General features: G+C 69.0%; 15 protein-coding genes. 10 read left to right on the forward strand and 5 right to left on the reverse strand.

Annotated elements, in window-relative coordinates:
- Positions 1-214 precede the first annotated feature (214 nt).
- The 5 genes from BUB20358_RS17650 to BUB20358_RS17670 all read left to right on the forward strand — a co-directional run bounded on the left by BUB20358_RS17650 (position 215) and on the right by BUB20358_RS17670 (position 5,954).
- Positions 215-1,771 carry a 3-hydroxyacyl-CoA dehydrogenase gene (locus BUB20358_RS17650; RefSeq protein WP_006766041.1) on the forward strand — a complete coding sequence of 519 codons (1,557 nt, stop codon included), beginning with the start codon at positions 215-217 and terminating at the stop codon, positions 1,769-1,771.
- Positions 1,772-1,845: 74 nt separating this feature from the next.
- Positions 1,846-3,168, forward strand: a complete 1,323-nt coding sequence (gene paaK, locus BUB20358_RS17655; RefSeq protein ID WP_006766040.1) for a phenylacetate--CoA ligase PaaK — start codon at positions 1,846-1,848, stop codon at positions 3,166-3,168.
- Positions 3,169-3,205: 37 nt separating this feature from the next.
- Positions 3,206-4,006 (forward strand): enoyl-CoA hydratase-related protein, encoded by an 801-nt coding sequence (locus BUB20358_RS17660; RefSeq protein ID WP_006766039.1) that lies wholly within the window; start codon positions 3,206-3,208, stop codon positions 4,004-4,006.
- Between the two features lie 104 nt (positions 4,007-4,110).
- The gene (locus BUB20358_RS17665; protein WP_035974217.1) at positions 4,111-4,782 is read left to right on the forward strand and encodes a MarC family protein; all 672 of its coding nucleotides are present in this window, start codon (positions 4,111-4,113) and stop codon (positions 4,780-4,782) included.
- Positions 4,783-4,976: 194 nt separating this feature from the next.
- Entirely contained in the window at positions 4,977-5,954 is a 978-nt protein-coding gene (locus tag BUB20358_RS17670) for an aldo/keto reductase (RefSeq protein ID WP_035974216.1), read from the forward strand.
- Between the two features lie 20 nt (positions 5,955-5,974).
- Here BUB20358_RS17670 and BUB20358_RS17675 read toward each other — a convergent pair whose 3' ends face one another.
- The 3 genes from BUB20358_RS17675 to BUB20358_RS17685 all read right to left on the reverse strand — a co-directional run bounded on the left by BUB20358_RS17675 (position 5,975) and on the right by BUB20358_RS17685 (position 8,797).
- Positions 5,975-6,841: a CPBP family intramembrane glutamic endopeptidase gene (locus BUB20358_RS17675; RefSeq protein WP_006766036.1), complete on the reverse strand. Its 867-nt coding sequence runs from the start codon at positions 6,839-6,841 to the stop codon at positions 5,975-5,977.
- A gap of 77 nt (positions 6,842-6,918) precedes the next feature.
- Entirely contained in the window at positions 6,919-7,575 is a 657-nt protein-coding gene (locus BUB20358_RS17680; protein WP_006766035.1) for a VC0807 family protein, read from the reverse strand.
- 157 nt (positions 7,576-7,732) lie between these two features.
- A complete protein-coding gene (locus tag BUB20358_RS17685) occupies positions 7,733-8,797 on the reverse strand; it encodes a 2,3-butanediol dehydrogenase (RefSeq protein ID WP_006766034.1) in 1,065 nt (354 codons plus the stop codon).
- A 533-nt stretch (positions 8,798-9,330) separates the two neighbouring features.
- Between BUB20358_RS17685 and BUB20358_RS17690 the strand changes: the two genes are divergently transcribed.
- Together BUB20358_RS17690 and BUB20358_RS17695 are read left to right on the forward strand one after the other, a co-directional pair.
- Positions 9,331-10,542 (forward strand): MFS transporter, encoded by a 1,212-nt coding sequence (locus tag BUB20358_RS17690; protein WP_035974214.1) that lies wholly within the window; start codon positions 9,331-9,333, stop codon positions 10,540-10,542.
- 43 nt (positions 10,543-10,585) lie between these two features.
- Positions 10,586-11,077, forward strand: a complete 492-nt coding sequence (locus BUB20358_RS17695; protein WP_035974212.1) for a DUF3331 domain-containing protein — start codon at positions 10,586-10,588, stop codon at positions 11,075-11,077.
- Positions 11,078-11,101: 24 nt separating this feature from the next.
- On the opposite strand, the gene BUB20358_RS17700 is transcribed toward BUB20358_RS17695, so the two are convergent.
- Complete coding sequence (locus BUB20358_RS17700) at positions 11,102-12,301, reverse strand: GNAT family N-acetyltransferase (RefSeq protein WP_035974211.1); 1,200 nt, start codon at positions 12,299-12,301, stop codon at positions 11,102-11,104.
- A gap of 170 nt (positions 12,302-12,471) precedes the next feature.
- Here BUB20358_RS17700 and pdxR point away from each other — a divergent pair, with 170 nt between their 5' ends.
- Positions 12,472-13,950: a MocR-like pyridoxine biosynthesis transcription factor PdxR gene (gene pdxR / locus BUB20358_RS17705; RefSeq protein WP_035974207.1), complete on the forward strand. Its 1,479-nt coding sequence runs from the start codon at positions 12,472-12,474 to the stop codon at positions 13,948-13,950.
- Positions 13,951-14,080: 130 nt separating this feature from the next.
- Here the strand turns inward: pdxR and BUB20358_RS17710 are convergent, their stop codons facing one another.
- Positions 14,081-15,433: an MFS transporter gene (locus BUB20358_RS17710; protein ID WP_006766030.1), complete on the reverse strand. Its 1,353-nt coding sequence runs from the start codon at positions 15,431-15,433 to the stop codon at positions 14,081-14,083.
- A 461-nt stretch (positions 15,434-15,894) separates the two neighbouring features.
- Between BUB20358_RS17710 and BUB20358_RS17715 the strand changes: the two genes are divergently transcribed.
- Positions 15,895-16,899 (forward strand): LacI family DNA-binding transcriptional regulator, encoded by a 1,005-nt coding sequence (locus BUB20358_RS17715; RefSeq protein WP_035974205.1) that lies wholly within the window; start codon positions 15,895-15,897, stop codon positions 16,897-16,899.
- Between the two features lie 179 nt (positions 16,900-17,078).
- Entirely contained in the window at positions 17,079-18,860 is a 1,782-nt protein-coding gene (locus BUB20358_RS17720) for an IlvD/Edd family dehydratase (protein ID WP_006766029.1), read from the forward strand.
- The last annotated feature ends 11 nt before the right edge of the window (positions 18,861-18,871 follow it).

The raw sequence follows: 18,871 nt of genomic DNA on the forward strand, positions 1-18,871 counted from the left end.
CGGATTTTATCAGGGGTATGGCGCTGCTTTTCCACACATGAATCCTTACGATGACCTTTCTGTTTGCGGAAAGTTGCACGAATTCGAAACTTTTTGCGTCTGCAGGCTCGGTAACACTCTCTTGCCCGACGAATTCGGGCTCGCCCTGACATAAATCTACCGACCGGTCGGTTTATAATCGCTCGCACTTTCATTTGATGACGGGCCGCAAGCGATGGCTGTTTCTTCTGCACATTCGGTGAATTCGGGCGCGTTGCCGGCGTCGGCCGTCGTCGGCGTGATCGGCGCGGGCGCGATGGGCGCGGGCATCGCGCAGGTCGCCGCGGCGGCCGGCCATACGGTGCTGCTGTACGACCTGAGCGAAGCGGCGTGCGACAACGCGCTGGCCGGCATTCGGGCGCAATTCGCGCGGCTCGCCGACAAGGGCAGGCTCGAACCGGCGCAGGCCGACGCCGCCGCGAACCGGATTCGGGCTGTGCGCGCGCTCGCCGACTGTGCCGATGCGGCGCTGATCGTCGAAGCGGCGGCCGAGCGGCTCGACGTGAAGCGCGAGATCTTCGCGACGCTCGAGCGTCATGTCGGCGACGCGTGCGTGCTGGCGACCAACACGTCGTCGATCTCCATTACGTCGATCGCCGCCGGCCTGCGTGCGCCGGAACGCGTCGCGGGCCTGCATTTCTTCAACCCGGCGCCGCTGATGGCGCTGGTCGAGGTGGTCAGCGGTCTCGCGACCGCGCCGGCGGTCGCGCAGATGCTGTATGCGACCGCCGTCGCATGGGGCAAGCGGCCGGTGATGGTGAAATCGACACCGGGCTTCATCGTGAACCGCGTCGCGCGCCCGTATTACGCGGAGGCGCTGCGCGCGCTGAACGAGCAGGGCGGCACGCCCGCATCGATCGACGCCGTGATGCGCGAGGCCGGCGGTTTCCGGATGGGTCCGTTCGAGCTGATGGATCTGATCGGTCACGACGTGAACTTCGCGGTGACCGAATCGGTATTCCGCGCGTATTTCAACGATCCGCGCTACACGCCGTCCCTGATCCAGCAGGAACTCGTGAATGCCGGCTTTCTCGGACGCAAGTCCGGGCGCGGCTTCTATTCGTATGCGGACGATGCGACGCCGCCCGCGCCGGACGTCGAGCCGCCGTGCGACGCGCCGGCCGACGTCGTGCTGTTCGCGCAGGACGGCCCGGCGGCCGCGCTGCATGCGCGGCTCGCGCAACGTATCGCGGGCGCGCGGCACGCCGACGCGCATCGCGACGATCTGCTCGCAAGCGCCGGCCGCGCGTCGATCGCGCTCACCGACGGCCGCACCGCGACGGTGCGTGCGCAGCAGACCGGCGTGCCCGACCTCGTGCTCGTCGATCTCGCGCGCGACTACGCGCAGGCCGGCCTCGTCGCGCTTACGCGCGCGCTCCAGTGCAGCGACGCCGCGTATGCGGACGCGGTCGGCCTGTTCCAGCAAGCGGGCTTTCGCGTGGTGCGCATTGGCGACGTGCCGGGGATGATCGCGATGCGCACCGTCGCGATGCTGGCGAACGAGGCCGCCGACACCGTGAACCAGGGCGTGTGCTCGCCCGCCGATCTCGATCTCGCGATGGAAAAAGGCGTGAACTACCCGTGCGGCCCGCTCGCGTGGGCCGACGCAATCGGCATCGGCCGCGTGCATCGCGTGCTGTCGAACCTCGCGGCGAGCTACGGCGAAGACCGCTACCGCGTGTCGCCGCGCATCGTCGCGCTGCACGCGGCGGGCCGCACGTTCCGTTCGTAGCCGTTCGCCCCGATCGCGGCTCACCCGATCACCCGATCACGACAACGACATCACTCCATGGGAGGAGCACCCCGATGACCGACCCGACGCATCCCGCTGCCGCGCTCGATCCGATCGAGACCGCCAGCCGAGACGAGCTGCAGGCGCTGCAGCTCGAGCGGCTCAAGTGGTCGCTGCGCCACGCGTACGACAACGTTCCGCACTACCGCCGCACGTTCGACGCGGCGGGCGTGCACCCCGACGACCTGAAGACGCTCGCCGATCTCGCCAAATTCCCGTTCTCGACGAAGAGCGATCTGCGCGACAACTACCCGTTCGGGCTGTTCGCGGTGCCGCGCGAGCAGGTCGTGCGCGTGCACGCGTCGAGCGGCACGACGGGCAAGCCGACCGTGGTCGGCTACACCGCACGCGACATCGACACGTGGGCGAACGTCACCGCGCGTTCGATCCGCGCGGCCGGCGGCCGCCCCGGCGACACGCTGCACAACGCGTTCGGCTACGGGCTGTTCACCGGCGGCCTCGGAATTCACTACGGCGCGGAACGGCTCGGCTGCATGGTCGTGCCGATGTCGGGCGGGCAGACCGAGAAGCAGGTACAGCTGATCCGCGATTTCGAGCCGAAGATCATCCTCGTCACGCCGTCGTACATGCTGAACCTGCTCGACGAGATGGTGCGGCAGGGGATGGATCCGGCGAAGTCGTCGCTGAAGATCGGCATCTTCGGCGCCGAGCCGTGGACGCAGGCGCTGCGCGACGAAGTGGAGGTGCGCGCCGGCATCGACGCGCTCGACATCTACGGACTGTCGGAAGTGATGGGGCCGGGCGTCGCGTGCGAATGCGCGGAAACGAAGGACGGCCCGGTGATCTGGGAGGATCACTTCTATCCGGAGATCGTCGACCCCGTGACCGGCGAAGTGCTGCCCGACGGCAGCGAAGGCGAGCTCGTGTTCACGTCGCTGACGAAGGAAGCGATGCCGGTGATCCGCTACCGTACGCGCGACCTGACCGCGCTGCTGCCGCCGACTACGCGCTCGATGCGCCGGCTCGCGAAAATCACCGGCCGTTCCGACGACATGCTGATCGTGCGCGGCGTGAACGTGTTCCCGAGCCAGATCGAGGAACTCGTCGTCGCGCAGCCGAAGCTGTCGGGGCAGTTTCAGATCACGCTGTCGCGCGACGGTCATATGGACCGTCTCGACGTCGCGGTCGAGCTGCGCTCCGACGCAGCCGCGTGTGCGACCGAAAGCGACCGCGCTGCGATCGCGCGCGAACTGCAGCACCGGATCAAGACGATGATCGGCGTGTCGTCCGGCGTGACGGTGCTCGCGGCCGGCGGCATTCCGGCCAGCGCGACCGGCAAGGCGCGTCGCGTGATCGACCGCCGGCAGGCCGCGTGATTCCGCCATTCGCTGTTCTACCGAGGAAACCTGTTCGATGGATGGATTGAAGACGCTTGCCGTCGCGGTCGATGCGCGCGGCATCGCGACCGTCGCCCTGCAGCGCGGCGACGTGCTGAACGCATTCGACGAAACGATGATTGCGGAGCTGACCGACGCGTTCGCGACGCTCGGCGCACGCGACGACGTGCGCGCGATCGTGCTGCGCGCCGACGGCCGCGCATTCTGCGCGGGCGCCGATCTGCAGTGGATGCAGCGCGCGAGCGCGAACGACGCGGCCGCGAACCTGCGCGACGCCGAACGGTTCGCCGCGATGATGCGTGCGATCCGGCAATGTCCGAAGCCGACGGTCGCGCGCGTGCAGGGCCACGCATTCGGCGGTGGCGTCGGCCTGTGCGCGGCGTGCGACATCGTGATCGCGAGCGACCGTGCGCGTTTTGCGGTCAGCGAGGCGCGCTTCGGGATCCTGCCGGCGGTGATCGGTCCGTATCTCGTCGAAGCGGTCGGGCAGCGGCAGGCGCGTCGACTCGCGCTGACCGCGACGCAGATCGATGCGGCCGAAGCGGTGGCGATCGGGCTGATCCACCAGGCCGTGCCGCTCGACGCGCTCGACGAAGCGCTCGAGCGCACGCTCGCCGAACTGAGCCGCAACGGTCCGAACGCGCTGTCGGAAATCAAGCGCTTCTTCGATGCGATCGGCGAATATCCGCCGTCGGACGAGCGCGCGGCATTCACTGCGCAGACGATCTCGCGCGTGCGCGCGACGCCGGAAGCGAAGGAGGGCTTCGCCGCGTTCTTCGCGAAGCGGCCGCCCGCGTGGGAGTCGCGCGGCGAATAACGGCACGCGGGCGGCCGTGCGGCGCGTTGCGGCCGCGCGCGCTTGCTCTACAATGCGTGACCCCCGGCGCGCCGCCGGCCCAGCCCCGACCGTTCGTTCGTCCGATGATCGTCAACCGCCTCGTCTCAGAGATCCTGTTCGGCTTTACCGGCCTGATGGGCATCATCAATCCGATCGGCATCGCATTCCTGTTTCTCGAACGCACCGAGGCGCTGACCGAGCACGAACGGCACCTGCTCGCGAAGAAGGTCGCGTTCAACGCGTTCATCGTGCTGCTGGTCGCGTTCTTCGTCGGCACGCCGGTGCTGCACTTCTTCGGGATCTCGATGGAAGCGCTGCGGATCGGCGGCGGTTTCGCGGTCGCCGTGTCCGGCTGGCAGATGCTGAACGAACCCGACGTGCCGGGCGGCGGCGATACGCCGATCAAGCCGATCGATGCGAACGCGGTCATGACGCGCGCGTTCTTTCCGCTCACCGTGCCGCTGACCGTCGGCCCCGGTTCGATCGCCACCGCGATCGCGTTGAACGCGAACCGTACGCACAAGCTGTCGGAGTTCATGTTCTCGAGCATCGTGTCGGTCGCCGTGTCCGCGCTGATCGCGGTCGTCATCTGGCTCACCTACAGCCGCGCCGCGCTGCTCGCGCGCTATCTCGGCACCGAAGGCACGAAGGTCGCGATGCGCGTGTCCGCGTTTCTGCTGCTGTGCGTCGGCGTGCAGATCATGCTGACCGGATTCTCCGCGTTCCTGCAGCCGATCGCCGATCAGATCAGGTAAGCGCGGCACGCACTTTCCGTTCCCGTGTCGGGCATACGTGTGCCGCCGCGGCGCACGGCCGTCGCGCGCACGATTTCGGCGTGCGCGATACCATCCTGCGTCGGGCCGACGCGCGCAGCGTCGTCCGCGCGCGACGCGTCGAGCGCCGCCGCGCGCATCGGCCGCCCACTCAACCCGAACGGCGAGGACGCGAGATGGAATACGTGAAATTCGGATCGACAGGGCTGGAAGTGTCGAAGCTGGTGCTGGGCTGCATGACGTTCGGCGAGCCGTCTCGCGGCACGCATCCGTGGACGCTGCCGGAAGCGGAAAGCCGGCCGATCATCCGCCGCGCGATCGAGGCCGGCATCAATTTCTTCGATACCGCGAACATGTACTCGGACGGCACGTCGGAGGAGATCGTCGGCCGTGCGCTGCGCGACTTCGCGAAGCGCGACGACGTCGTGATCGCGACCAAGGTGTTCTACCGGATGCGGCCGGGGCCGAACGGCGCAGGCCTGTCGCGCAAGGCGATCATGACCGACATCGACCAGAGCCTGAAGCGGCTCGGCACCGACTACGTCGACCTGTACCAGATTCACCGCTGGGATCACGGCACGCCGATCGAGGAGACGCTCGAGGCGCTGCACGACGTCGTGAAGGCCGGCAAGGCACGCTATATCGGCGCATCGTCGATGGCCGCGTGGCAATTCGCGAAGGCGCTGTACACGTCGCGGCTGAACGGCTGGACGCGCTTCGTCAGCATGCAGAACCATCTGAACCTGCTGTACCGCGAAGAAGAGCGCGAGATGCTGCCGCTGTGCGACGCAGAGGGCATCGCGGTGATTCCGTGGAGCCCGCTCGCGCGCGGCCGGCTGACGCGCAACTGGGACGAATCGTCCGGCCGGCAGCAGACCGACGACGTCGGCCAGCGGCTGTACGACGCGACGGCCGAGGCCGACAAGGCCGTCGTCGACGCGGTCGCGGCGATCGCCGCCGCGCGCAACGTGCCGCGTGCACAGGTCGCGCTCGCGTGGGTCGCGCAAAAGCGCGGCGTGACCGCACCGATCGTGGGCATCTCGAAGCCACATCATCTGGACGACGCGCTCGGCGCGCTCGAGCTGAAGCTGACCGACGACGAAATCGCCGCGCTCGAACGTCCGTACGTGCCGCACGCGGTCGCCGGGTACTGAGCGGACGCCGCCCGCGCGTGTCAGCGCGCGGCGGCGAGCATCGGGTACGTGAACAGCCCGAAGTGAATGGCGTTCAGCCCGACGTGCGCGAGCGCGGATGCGAGCAGCCCGCCGCGCCGCCACGCGATGCCGTAGCCGATGCCGGCGACCGTGCCGAGCACGATCCATTGCCAGCCGGCCGCCGCATGCGCGGCGCCGAACAGCAGCGCGCCGGCCGCGAGCGCGGCCCACGGTCCCCATCCGAAGCGTCCGAGCGCGCGCGTGAGCCCGCCCTGCACATAGCCGCGGAACAGCGCTTCTTCGGCGAGCGTCACGAGCAGCACATTGTTCGCGAGCCACAGCCAGCCCTGCGGCGGCCATTTCGGCGCCCAGCCGACCATCCCGAACGCGAGCGCGCCGATCAGGCATACCGCGGCGGTCGCGACGGCCGCGACGACGCCGGTGCGCAGCGCACGCGACGGCGCGACGTCGGGCGCGACCCACGGCAGCACCCACAGCAGCCACAAACCGACGAGCGGCTTGTCGAAATTCAGGTACATCGTGAACGGCACGGCATCGGGCGTGAACCGCGTCGGCTCGATCACGCGCGGATTGTGGAAGCCGGGCAGCAGATGCAGGCTCAGCGCGATCGCGAGCGCGGCAAACACGACGTGCGCGGCAACGCGCACCGCGAACGGGCGGCCGGGCGCAACGCCCCATGCGGCCGCGACGAGCAGCGCAAGCGGCGCGAGCGCGACCGGAGCGAGCTTGCCGAGCGCGAGCGCGCCCGCATAAGCGAGCACGGCGAGCACGATGCTCGGCACGTGCAGCGAGCGATGCCACGCGAGCGCGGCCGCGGCGAACAGGGCGAGCCAGATCGTGGCACAGGGGAGAAGCGACAGGGACATGGCAGGCGGTGCATTCGTCGGACGAGACGCCGCGCATCATACCGCAGCGACCGTCGCGCGCGATGCGAACGCGACGGTCAGCGGCCGGCCGTCTCCGTGATCCCGTCGCGGGTCGGAATGTCGACGCTGTTGCGTTCGCGCATCCGCCGCCGATACCAGAACGTCCACAGCAGCAGGCTGCCGAACACCGAGTAGCCGATGATCGGCGACACGACGAGCACGCGTTCGACGGGCCACGTCGCGACCATCCAGCAGCGCAGCAGCATTTCCAGCGTCATGCACGCGCCCCACACGAACGTCATCAGCCGCAGCATCTGCCGCAGCCCCGGCTGCTCCGCCCATACCGTCTCGAAGCGCGCGGCGCCGCCCGGCATTTCGCGCGCGACGGTCGCGCGCGCGAGGTAGAAGATCAGCGGCCGTTCGCGGAACATCGACAGCAGGAACACGACGCCGATCGCGCCGGACGCGAGCGATTCGCGCATCAGCAGCGTGCGCGAGCTGCCGCCGAGCGCCATGCCGGCGATCGACAGCGCGATGCCGAACAGCACGACCGCGGCCACGGCGTCGACGCGGCGCGAGCGGACGAATTCGACGATCGACCACACGATCGGCGGGACCGCCGACGCATACAGCGCGCCGGTTTCGCCGAAATGCGGATGCGCGATGCGATACGCGGCCCATGGCAGCAGCAGGTTGACGACGAGTTCGAGGATCAGGCCGGCTCGTGGTTTCACGGGAGGCGGGCGCGCGGGTCGGGCGCCGGGCGGTGAAGTCGCTTCGAGTATATCGAAATCCGACCCTGCGCGCGCCGTTGCGCGCGCATCGAAACGGGCGCTCGCGCGCGGACGGGGAACGCATGTGCACCGCCGCCCGCCGCGCGATCGTGCACGCCTACGCGGCGACCGGCTGCACGATGATCTTCACGTTGCGGTCCTTGTGATGGACCAGCTCCTCGAAGCCGCGCGTGACGATGTCGCCGAGCGCGATGCGGCCGGTGATCAGCGGCTGCACGTCGATGCGGCCGTCCGCGATGAAGCGGATCACGTCGGCGAATTCGCCGTTGTACGCGAGCGAGCCGATCACTTCCTTCTCCGTCGACACGATGTCGAAGAAGTTGAACGGCGCCGGCTCTTCGAAGATGCCGACCATCACCGACTTGCCGGCCTTGCGGATCACGTCGATCGCCAGCTTCGCGGTCGACGTGTGGCCGATGCACTCGAACGAGACGTCGGCGCCGTAGCCGCCGGTCAATGCGTTCACTTCGGCGATCGCGTCCGACGTCTTCGGATCGATGACGATGCTCGCGCCGACCTCGAGCGCTTTCTGCTTGCGCGCAGCCGACATCTCGAGCGCGATCACGCGCCCGGCGCCCGCGGCCTTCGCGCACATGATCGTGCAGAGGCCGATCGTGCCCGCGCCGACCACGACGACCGTCTGCCCGACGATGCTGCCGGCCTTCTTCACCGCATGCAGGCCGACCGCCAGCGGTTCGATCAGCGCGCCGGCCTCGGTCGGGAAGTCGTCGGGCAGCCGGTACAGCAGTTCGGCCGGCACGTTCACGTATTCGGCGAATGCGCCGTTGTTCATCAGCCCGGTGAACGCGAGGTTCTCGCAGATGTTGTACAGGCCGTGCCTGCAATACCAGCAAGTGCCGCAATGCTGGCATGCGTCGGCGGTCACGCGGTCGCCGACCGCGAAGCCCGTCACGCCCGCGCCGAGCTCGGCGATTTCGCCGCTGAACTCGTGGCCGAGGATGCATTGGCCTTTCAGGCCCGTCAGCGGATGCGGCGCATCGACCGGAATGAACACCGGGCCGGCCACGTATTCGTGCAGGTCGGAGCCGCAGATTCCGCACCAGTGCACGCGGATCTTGACCCAGCCCGGCGGCGGCTGGTCGGGAACGGGAACCTCTTCGACGCGGATGTCGCGGCGGCCGCGCCAGACGGCGGCCTTCATGCTGCGGGCGGTAATCGATGCCGGTGTGCTCACGTGGTTGTCTCCGTCAGGTTGTCGTCGGCGCGGGGCGACGTTGCCGCCGCGTCCGTTGCGCGATGGCGCGCGCGTCGGATATGCACGAACGGGGCCAGCAGTGAGGACAGCGGCAGCGGGTGGTGCACTTGGCACGGAGATGTGCGCCGCGTCATCGATCGGCGGCTCGCCGGCGAACGGCATGGACGCGGCGATCGTCCGCCGTTGCTGCGGATGCGAAGCAAACGCTGCGGTGAGACGCCGCGACGTTCGTCTCAGCGAAATGAGACGGATTGCGAGACGAATGCGTCGCGTCGCGTACGCGCGGGCTCGACATGCCGCTCGACACGCACGCAGTTCGCCGCGTGATTGTGGCGATCGGCGAAACGGTACGTTGCCTTTTTCCCCTTTACTTGAAGTGAACTTCAATTTGTATCATGTGCGCCAGTCCGGTCTCGGACGCGCGCCGCAACGCCGTTGCTCGCGGCGCTGTATCGCCGCGTCGTCCATGGAGGTGGGAAATGACCGAATCGCCTGTTGCGGCCGAGGCCGTTGCGAAGCCGTCGCGCGCCGACGGCGCGGCCGTGGCGAACGTCGTGCTGGCGAGCATCGTCGCGGCGCTGCACGTCGGCAAGGCGACGATCGCGCTGCCGGCGCTCGAGCGCGAGTTCGGCGGGTCGCTCGCGTCGCTGAGCACGATCATGTCGGTGTTTCCGTTCGTCGGCGTGTTCGGCGGCATCGCAGCGGGCCTGCTCGTGCGGCGCTGGGGCGATCGGCGCCTGCTGATCGCGGGCCTGCTGATCCTGGCGACGTCGAGCGTCGCGGGCGCGCTGTCGCACAGCTTCGCGTTGCTGCTCGCGACGCGTTTCGCGGAAGGTCTCGGCTTCGTGATCGTCGTCGTGGCCGCGCCTGCCGTGCTGAATCGCGTGACGCCGCCTGCGCGCCGCAACGTCGTGTTCGGCGTGTGGAGCACGTTCATGCCCGCGGGCATCGCGCTGTCGATGCTCGTCGGCCCGCTGGTCGGCGGCTGGCGCAACGGCTGGCTCGCGGCAGCGGCGCTGACGTTCGTCGCGGCGGCAGCCGTGCCCGTGACGACGCGTGCTGATGCGGGCGGCCCGAACGACGCGGTACCGAGCATCGGCCGTGCGTTGCGCGACGTGCTCGCGTCGCGCGCGACGACGCTGCTCGCGCTCGGCTTCGCGACGTACAACGTGCAGTTCTTCGCGGCGATGACGTTCCTGCCGGTGTTTTTGATGCAGCGGCTCGGTGTGGCGGTCGACACGGCCGGGTCGATCAGCGCGGCGATCGTCGCCGCGTGCGTGATCGGCAATCTGACGGCCGGCTGGCTGCTGTCGCGCGGCGCGCGGCCCGGCATCGTGATGGCTGCGACGTCGGTCGCGGTCGGCGCGGCCGGCGCCGGACTCTTCAGCACGGCGACGCCGGCGCCGCTCGCGGTCGCGCTCGGCTTCGCATTCTCGGCGATCGCCGGGATGCTGCCGGCGACGATCCTCGCATGCGCGCCCGGGTCCGCGCGCTCGCCGTCGCTCGCGCCGCTCAGCATCGGCTGGGTCGTGCAGGGCAACTATCTCGGCCAGGTGATCGGGCCGCTGGCGATCGGCTCGATCGTCGGCGCTTTCGGCTGGTCGGGCGGTATCGGTCTGATGCTCGCGGCGGCTGCGGTCGGCGCGGCGATCGGCCTGTCGCTGCCGCGCGAACCGCAGGGCCGGCATTGAGCGCGGCGTCGGCGGTTTAACCCTGCACGGAAACTTTGCAAGCATGCCGAACACGATCGAAAGTACGATTCGCGACGCGTTGCTGCCGGCGTCGCGCGCGCCGGCCGCCGCCGAGCAGGACGCGATGCCGACGCCGCACGCCGACGTCGCGCATCGGCGATCGCGGCCGAGCGGCGCGTCGGTTCCCGCGCCGGTCGACGCAGCGGTGTCGCCGTTGCGTCCGCAACTGTTCATCACGGTGTTGGAAGCGGGCGACGACGGGCTGCTGATCCGATGGGTCGAGAGCGGCCGCTGCCACTACGGCGAGCAGCGCTGGCGGCTGCGCGTCGCGGTGCAGCCCGGCCGCTGCGCGATCTCGGGACGGCCGATCGAACCGGGCGATCCGGTGTTTCGGCCGGTACGGCGGCCGGTGCCGGCCAACGGCGACGAGATGATCCGCCCGGCGTCGGTTCGATGCATGCGCGCCGCGTGTGATGTGCAACACGATGCGTCGGCCTGGCGCGCAGACGCCGACGCGGCCGACGTGCTTGACTGACCGCCGGCCGGCGATCGAAGCGTGCTACTTGAGATCCTTCCGGTACTGGATGAATCCCGCGTTGTTCGCGAGCCGGTCGTACAGCGCGCGGGCCGCGGTGTTCGTTTCGTGCGTGAGCCAGTACACGCGGCTGGCGCCGGCTTCACGCGCGCGCTCGTACACGGCCTCGATCAGCGCGGCGCCGACGCCTTGCCCGCGAGCGTCGGGCGCCGTGTACAGATCCTGCAGATAGCAGTATGGTCCTTCGGTCCAGCACGACCGATGGTAGATCGCGTGCACGATCCCGACCATCGCACCGGATGCGTCGAACGCGCCGAGCACGAACATCGGCTCGGCGGGATCCATCAGGCGCGCCCACGTCGTCGCGAACACCGCGTCGCTCAGCGCGGTCTCGTAGAACCGTTGATAACCCTGCCACAGCGGGCGCCACGCGGCTTCGTCGGCGGCGACGAGCGGGCGCACCGTCACGTGCGTCGCGTCGCGTGCGCGGCCGGCCGCCTCTCGCGCGTTCGCATGGGCGCGGCGGAGCGCGGTCAGCGACGCGCGCTGTTCGCCGTTCGCATCGAAGTTCTCCGGCGCGAGCCACGCGTCGAACGCGGCGCGCACGGTCGGCCATTCGCCGTCGACGATCGAGAACCACGCGGTGTCGCGACTGCGGCCCTTGTAGACGATCGCCTGCCGGAACGTGCCTTCGTAGCGAAAGCCGAGCCGCGCGGCCGCGTGGCGCGAGGGCGCGTTCAGGTCGTCGCACTTCCATTCGTAGCGCCGGTAGCCGAGCGTATCGAACGCGTACTTCATCAGCAGGTACTGCGCTTCGGTCGACGCGCGCGTGCGCTTGAGCAGCGGCGAGAACGTGACGGAACCGACCTCGATCACGCCGTTGGCCGGATCGATGCGCATCAGCGCGAGCGTGCCGACCGCGCGACCGCTCGCGTGATCGACGACCGCGTAGTGCAGCGGGTCGCTGCTGGCGGCTGCGCCGCGTGCGTAGTCGCGGTAGCTCGACTCGTCGGCGTACGGGCCGTGCGCGAGATAGGTCCAGTCGCTGTCGTCGTCGGCCTGCGCGTACGCCGCATACAGATCGGCCGCGTGGCGCTCGGCGTCAAGCGGTTCGAGCCGGCAGTAGCGGCCTTCGAGCACGACGCGCTCCGGGCGCGGTCGCGCGGACCAGTCGGGAAGAGGGCGGCCGATCGGCTGTCGGAAGGCGTTGGTGTGCGTAGGCAAGGTCGGTCTCGCTTCGGTTGGCGGCCGGCGACATGCCGGCATGCAGACGATCGTAGCGATCGCGAGGTACCATGAGAAGCGCCAGCGGCCGGCAAATTTATGGTGCCACGCGCCGCTTGAGCCGTTCGTTGCTTTCGTTTCTTTTGCCACTTCCACGCCGCGATGCCGCGATGACCTCAGCCTCTTTCCGCGACGACACACCGCTTCTGCCGCTCGATGCGCCGCTCGCGCGCACGCCGGGTGCGCCTTCCCTGCAGCGGCAGTTGCTGCGCCGCGTGCGCGACGCGATTCTCGGCGGCGCGATGCCGGCCGGCACGCGTCTGCCCGGCACGCGCGCGCTTGCGGAAATGCTCGGCGTGTCGCGCAATACGACGGCGGCCGTGTACGAGCAGCTCGTCGCCGAAGGGTTTCTGCAATCCGATCGTCGCGGCACGCGCGTGGTCGGACTGTCGCGGCCGGCGGCGCCGCGCCGGCGTACGGCGCCGCCGGCCGTCGCGCAGCGGCTCGGCCGGATTCGCGCGAGCGGCATCGGCGCCGGCGCCAGTGATTCGGCCGCTTTCCGGCCGGGCGTACCTGCGCTCGCGCAGTTCCCGGTCGATGCGTGGCGCCACGCGATCGATCGGGCGCTGCGCCGTGCCGGCCGCGACCTGCTCGCGTACGGCGACCCGCTCGGCGAACCGGCGCTGCGCGAATCGATCGCGCGCCACCTCGCGGTCACGCGCGGCGTGCGCTGCGAACCCGAGCAGATCGTGATCACCGAAGGCGCGCAGGGCGCGATCTCGTTGTGTGTGCAATTACTGACGAACCCCGGCGATACGGTGTGGATCGAGGAGCCCGGCTATCGCGGCGCACGCAGCGCGATGCAGGCGGCCGACCTCGACGTCGTGCCGATGCCGGTCGATGCGGAAGGGCTGCGCGCCGAAGCGCGCGACTGGCGCGAGCGAACGCCGCGCGTGATCTATACGACGCCGTCGAACCAGTTCCCGACCGGCGCGGTGCTGTCTATTTCGCGCCGGCTCGCGCTGATCGACGCTGCGCGCCGGCATCGCGCATGGATCGTCGAGGACGACTACGACAGCGAGTTCCGGCACACCGGCGAGCCGATCGGTGCGATGCACGGGCTCGCGGCCGATTCGCCGGTCGTGTATCTCGGCTCGTTCAGCAAGACGATGTTTCCGGCGCTGCGGATCGGGTTTCTCGTGCTGCCGGACGCGCTGCTCGCCGCGGTGCGGCCCGTGTTGCCGGAAATGCTGCGCGGCGGCCCGCGTCACGTGCAGCTCGCGCTTGCCGATTTCATCGAGACCGGCGAGTACGGCCGCCATCTCGGGCGAATGCGCCGGCTGTATCGCGACCGTCGCCGGCTGCTGCTCGCCGCGCTCGACGGCAGCTTCGGCGTCCCGCATCGGGTCGAAGGCGGGCCGTGCGGGCTGCATCTGACGCTGCGGCTGCCCGCGCGCTACCGCGACCGCGCAATCGTCGACGCGGCGAGCGCGCATGGCATCGGGCCGTTCGCGCTGTCCGGCTTTGCGACCGATGCCGCGTCGGCGGCGAACGGGCTCGTGCTCGGATTCGGCAATACGCCGGCCGACGCATTCGAGCCGATGCTGACGATTCTGTCCGGCATCGCGCGGCGCGTCGTGCGCGAGTGACACGGCGCGATATTCCGCGTCGTCGGCGAGTCGGTTTCGATTTCGGTTTCGCACGCGCGCCGCAGCCGACGTCGTCGCGACGGCCGCAGCAGCGCGACGCGCATCATCACGCGGCGAGCGCGCGCGGCGCTCAGCCGCGCGTGTCGGCGCGACTGTCGAGCAAGTCCTTCGGAATCGCGAGAATCAGCGCGCAGCTGACCAGCAGGCATGCGCCGAGCGCGTACGTGCCGTTGTTGATGTTGCCGGTCAGGTTCTTCGCGACGTTCGTGATCATCGAGCCGGTGAAGCCGGACAGGTTGCCGATCGAATTGATCAGCGCGATACCCGCGGCGGCGGCCGTGCCGGACAGGATCTGCCCCGGGAACGTCCAGTAGATCGGCATCAGCCCGAGGATCGCGCAAGTCGAGATCGTCAGGAACAGGATCGACAGCGGCACGTTGCTCGCGAAGAATGCGCTCAGCATCAGCCCGATGCCGCCGATGCCGGCCGGAATCGCCGCATGCAGCCGGCGCTCGCCGGTCTTGCGCGAATGCCGTGCGTTCCAGATCATCGCGGCGACCGCGCTGAGGTACGGAATCGCGGTCAGCAGCCCGATGCTCAGCGGACTCTGCACGCCGGACGCACGGATGATCGACGGCAGCCAGAACGCGAGCCCGTAGAAGCCGGTGTTGAACGTGAGCAGGATGAACGTCAGCAGCCACACGCGCGGATTGCGGAACGCGGCCGCGATGCTGTGCGTCTTCTTCGTCGCTTCCTGATCGAGATTGCGTTGCAGCACCGCCTTTTCGGCCGGAGATAGCCATTTCGCGGACGCGATGCCGTCGCCCAGGCAGGCGAGCACGATGAACGCGACGACGATCGACGGGATGCCTTCGAGCAGCAGCATCCATTGCCAGCCGCCGAGGCCGAGCATCCCGTGCGTGTTTTCCATCAGCCAGCCGGACACGATGCCGCCGAGCGTCAGGCTCACCGGAATCGCGATCAGGAACCCCGACATCGCGGTGCTCTGGCGGCGCGCGGGGAACCAGTAGTTCATGTACAGGATGACGCCCGGAAAGAAGCCGGCTTCGCATGCGCCGAGCAGAAAGCGCAGGATGTAGAACATCGTCGACGGCTCGACGTGGAAGAACCGCGACATCGGCGCGATGAACGCGAGCGACGACGACACGATGCCCCATGACACCATGATCCGCGCGATCCAGAACCGCGCGCCGTACCGGTGCAGCAGCAGGTTGCTCGGGATCTCGAACAGGAAGTAGCCCCAGAAGAAGATGCTCGCGCCGACCGCATAGACCGTATCGCTCAGCCCCAGCGAATCGAGCATCTGCAGCTTCGCGAAGCCGACGTTGACGCGGTCGAGGTAAGCGACGACGTAGCACAGCAGCAACAGCGGCAGCACGCGGCGCAGGACTTTCCGGTACAGCCGCTCTTCGGTCTCGTCCACGCTCGCGGCGGGCGTCGCGGCGTCGGTGAGTATTGCCATGAAGTGTCTCCTGAATTTTTTGCTTTTGTCGCCGGGCGTCTGACGGACGCGTTGCCCGGCCCGAAATGTTACCGGTAACTAAATTAGCATGCGCAACGAACGCCAGCAAGTTCGATTGCGCCGGCTTGCCCGGCAATCGGATGCGGGATTACCCGGTGAATGGGTGTTGCGGCACGGCGGTAACGGGTGCCGGATCGAGGCGGTAACGGAGCGTGAGAGGGCGCGACGCGCCGATGCACCGATGCGTCGCTGCAGCGATGCATTGACGCGCCGGCCGGCGCGCAGCCGGAGCAGATCGCGAAGCCGGACGACGAAGAGCGGTGCGCACGCATCGACACGGTACGCGCGCGCCCGTTCCGGCGGAACGCGTGCAGCGAGCGGCTATCATACGGTCGTTTCAACCCTTCCTCAGATGCTCGATGGCCAAACCCACTGGCGCCAACAAGACCACTCCGCCCCGCATGTCCGACGTTGCGCGCCTCGCCGGCGTGTCGAAGATGACCGTATCGCGCGTGCTCGCCGACCGCAGCGTGTCGGCCGCCACCCGTGAGCGTGTGCAGCGGGCGATCGAGGAACTGGGCTACGTCGCCGACGCGGTGGCCGGCGCGCTGTCGTCGGGGCGCTCGGAGTTCGTCGCGGTGCTCGTGCCGTCGCTGTCGAGCTCGAACTTCTCCGACACGGTGCAGGGGCTCACCGCTGCACTCGAGCCGCACGGGCTGCAATTGCTGATCGGCGACACCGACTATTCGCTCGAGCGCGAAGAGCGCCTCGTGCGGCAGCTGCTGCGCTATCAGCCGCGCGCGATCGCGCTGACCGGCTCGCAGCACACGGCCACCACGCGGCAGCTGCTCGAGCGCGCGGACGTGCCGATCGTCGAGATGTGGGACTGGCCGTCCGATCCGGTCGATCGCGTCGTGGGCTTTTCGAATGCGAAGGCCGCGCGCGAAATGGTCCGCTATCTCGCCGGCAAGGGATATCGCCGTATCGGCTTTCTGGCCGGCGCGGGCGATCTCGACCGTCGCGGGCTGGAGCGCCTGCGCGGTTATCAGCAGGAGATGAAGGCGCTCGCGCTCGGCGCGCCGCGCATCGTTCGGCTCGGCGACGCGCCGGTCACAATGAACCACGGCGGTCCCGCGATGGCGGCGCTGCTCGCGCAATGGCCGGACACCGAGGCCGTGATGTGCGTCAGCGACATGTCGGCGTTCGGCGCGATCATGGAGTGTCATCGGCGCGGACTGTCGGTGCCGGACGACATCGCGATCGCCGGGTTCGGCAACTTCGAAGTGGCATCGTGCTGCCATCCGACCATCACGACGGTATCCGTCGATGCGCTCGGCATCGGGCTGCGCACCGGCGAATCGCTGCTCGCCGCACTCGGCGAGGGCGAGCGCGACGACGCGGAATCGGCGCGTGCGGCGAAGAAGGTGCGTATCGACTACGCGATCGTGGAGCGCGACAGCGCATGACGACGCGCGGCGCTTGCGTCGCGCCGCTTCCGCCTCGCCGACGTCTGGCATGTCGCGCGCCGGCATGCTAGTATCGGCAAGAATGTTACCGGTAACTGTGCCATGCGGCCGGATGCCGGACCAAACCATGCGCGCGCACGAATCGATGCGCACGCAACCAGGAAGCAGGAGAAGGAGACATGACGCAATTCCCGCGCAGGCTGCGCAGCCAGCAATGGTTCGACGATCCGTCGCACGCGGACATGACCGCGCTCTACGTCGAGCGATTCATGAACTACGGCCTCACGCGCGAAGAGCTGCAGTTGGGCCGCCCGGTCATCGGCATCGCGCAGACCGGCAGCGATCTCGCGCCGTGCAACCGTCATCACATCGCGCTCGCCGAGCGCGTGAAGGCCGGGATCCGCGACGCGGGCGGCATTCCGATGGAATTCCCCGTGCATCCGCTCGCCGAGCAGAGCCGTCGTCCGACTGCGGCGCTCGACCGCAACCTCGCGTATCTCGGCCTCGTCGAAATCCTGCACGGCTTTCCGCTCGACGGCGTCGTGCTGACCACCGGCTGCGACAAGACCACGCCCGCGTGCCTGATGGCGGCCGCGACGGTCGATTTGCCGGCGATCGTGCTGTCGGGCGGCCCGATGCTCGACGGCTGGCACGACGGCAAGCGCGTCGGCTCCGGCACGGTGATCTGGCATGCGCGCAACCTGCTCGCGGCCGGCGAAATCGATTACGAAGGCTTCACGCAACTGACGACCGCGTCGTCGCCGTCCATCGGACACTGCAACACGATGGGCACCGCGCTGTCGATGAACTGCCTCGCCGAGGCGCTCGGGATGTCGCTGCCCGGCTGCGCGAGCATTCCGGCCGCGTATCGCGAGCGCGGGCAGATGGCGTACGCGACCGGCAAGCGCATCGTCGATCTGGTGCGCGACGACGTGCGTCCGTCGTCGATCATGACGCGCGACGCGTTCGAGAACGCGATCGTCGTCGCGTCGGCGCTCGGCGCGTCGACGAACTGCCCGCCGCATCTGATCGCGATCGCGCGCCATATGGGCGTGGACCTGAGTCTCGCGGACTGGCAGCGCGTCGGCGAACAGGTGCCGCTGCTCGCGAACTGCATGCCGGCCGGCGAGTATCTGGGCGAGAGCTTCCACCGCGCGGGCGGCGTGCCGGCGATCCTGCGCGCGCTCGACGATGCGGGACTGATCCATCGCGACTGCGCGACCGTGTCGGGCCGCACGATCGGCGACATCGCACGCGATGCGCCCGCGGCCGACCGCGACGTGATCCGCACGTGCGACGAGCCGCTGAAGCATGGCGCGGGCTTCATCGTGCTGTCGGGCAATTTCTTCGACAGCGCGATCATGAAGATGTCGGTGGTCGGCGACGCGTTTCGCCGCACCTATCTGAGCGAGCCCGGCGCAGAGAACGTATTCGACGCGCGCGCGATCGTGTTCGACGGTCCGGAGGACTACCGCGCGCGGATCAACGATCCCGCGCTGCAGATCGACGAGCGCTGCATCCTCGTGATCCGCGGCTGCGGCACGGTCGGCTATCCGGGCAGCGCGGAGGTCGTCAACATGGCGCCGCCCGCGGAACTCGTGAAGCGCGGCATCGATTCGCTGCCGTGCATGGGCGACGGACGCCAGAGCGGCACGTCCGCGAGCCCGTCGATCCTGAACATGTCGCCGGAAGCGGCAGTGGGCGGCGGCCTCGCGCTGCTGCGCACGAACGACCGCATTCGCGTCGATCTGAACGAGCGCCGCGTCGACGTGCTCGTGCCGGAAGACGAGCTGGCCCGCCGCCGCGAGGCCGCGCAGTTCGACGTGCCGCCGTCGCAGACGCCGTGGCAGGCGCTCTACCGGCAGTTCGTCGGGCAGCTTTCGACCGGCGGATGCCTCGAGCCCGCGACGCTGTATCTGAAGGTGATCGCCGAACGCGGCGAGCCGCGCCATTCCCACTGACCTGACCATCG

This window comes from Burkholderia dolosa, from assembly GCF_902499135.1.
In the GTDB taxonomy this organism is placed as follows: domain Bacteria; phylum Pseudomonadota; class Gammaproteobacteria; order Burkholderiales; family Burkholderiaceae; genus Burkholderia; species Burkholderia dolosa.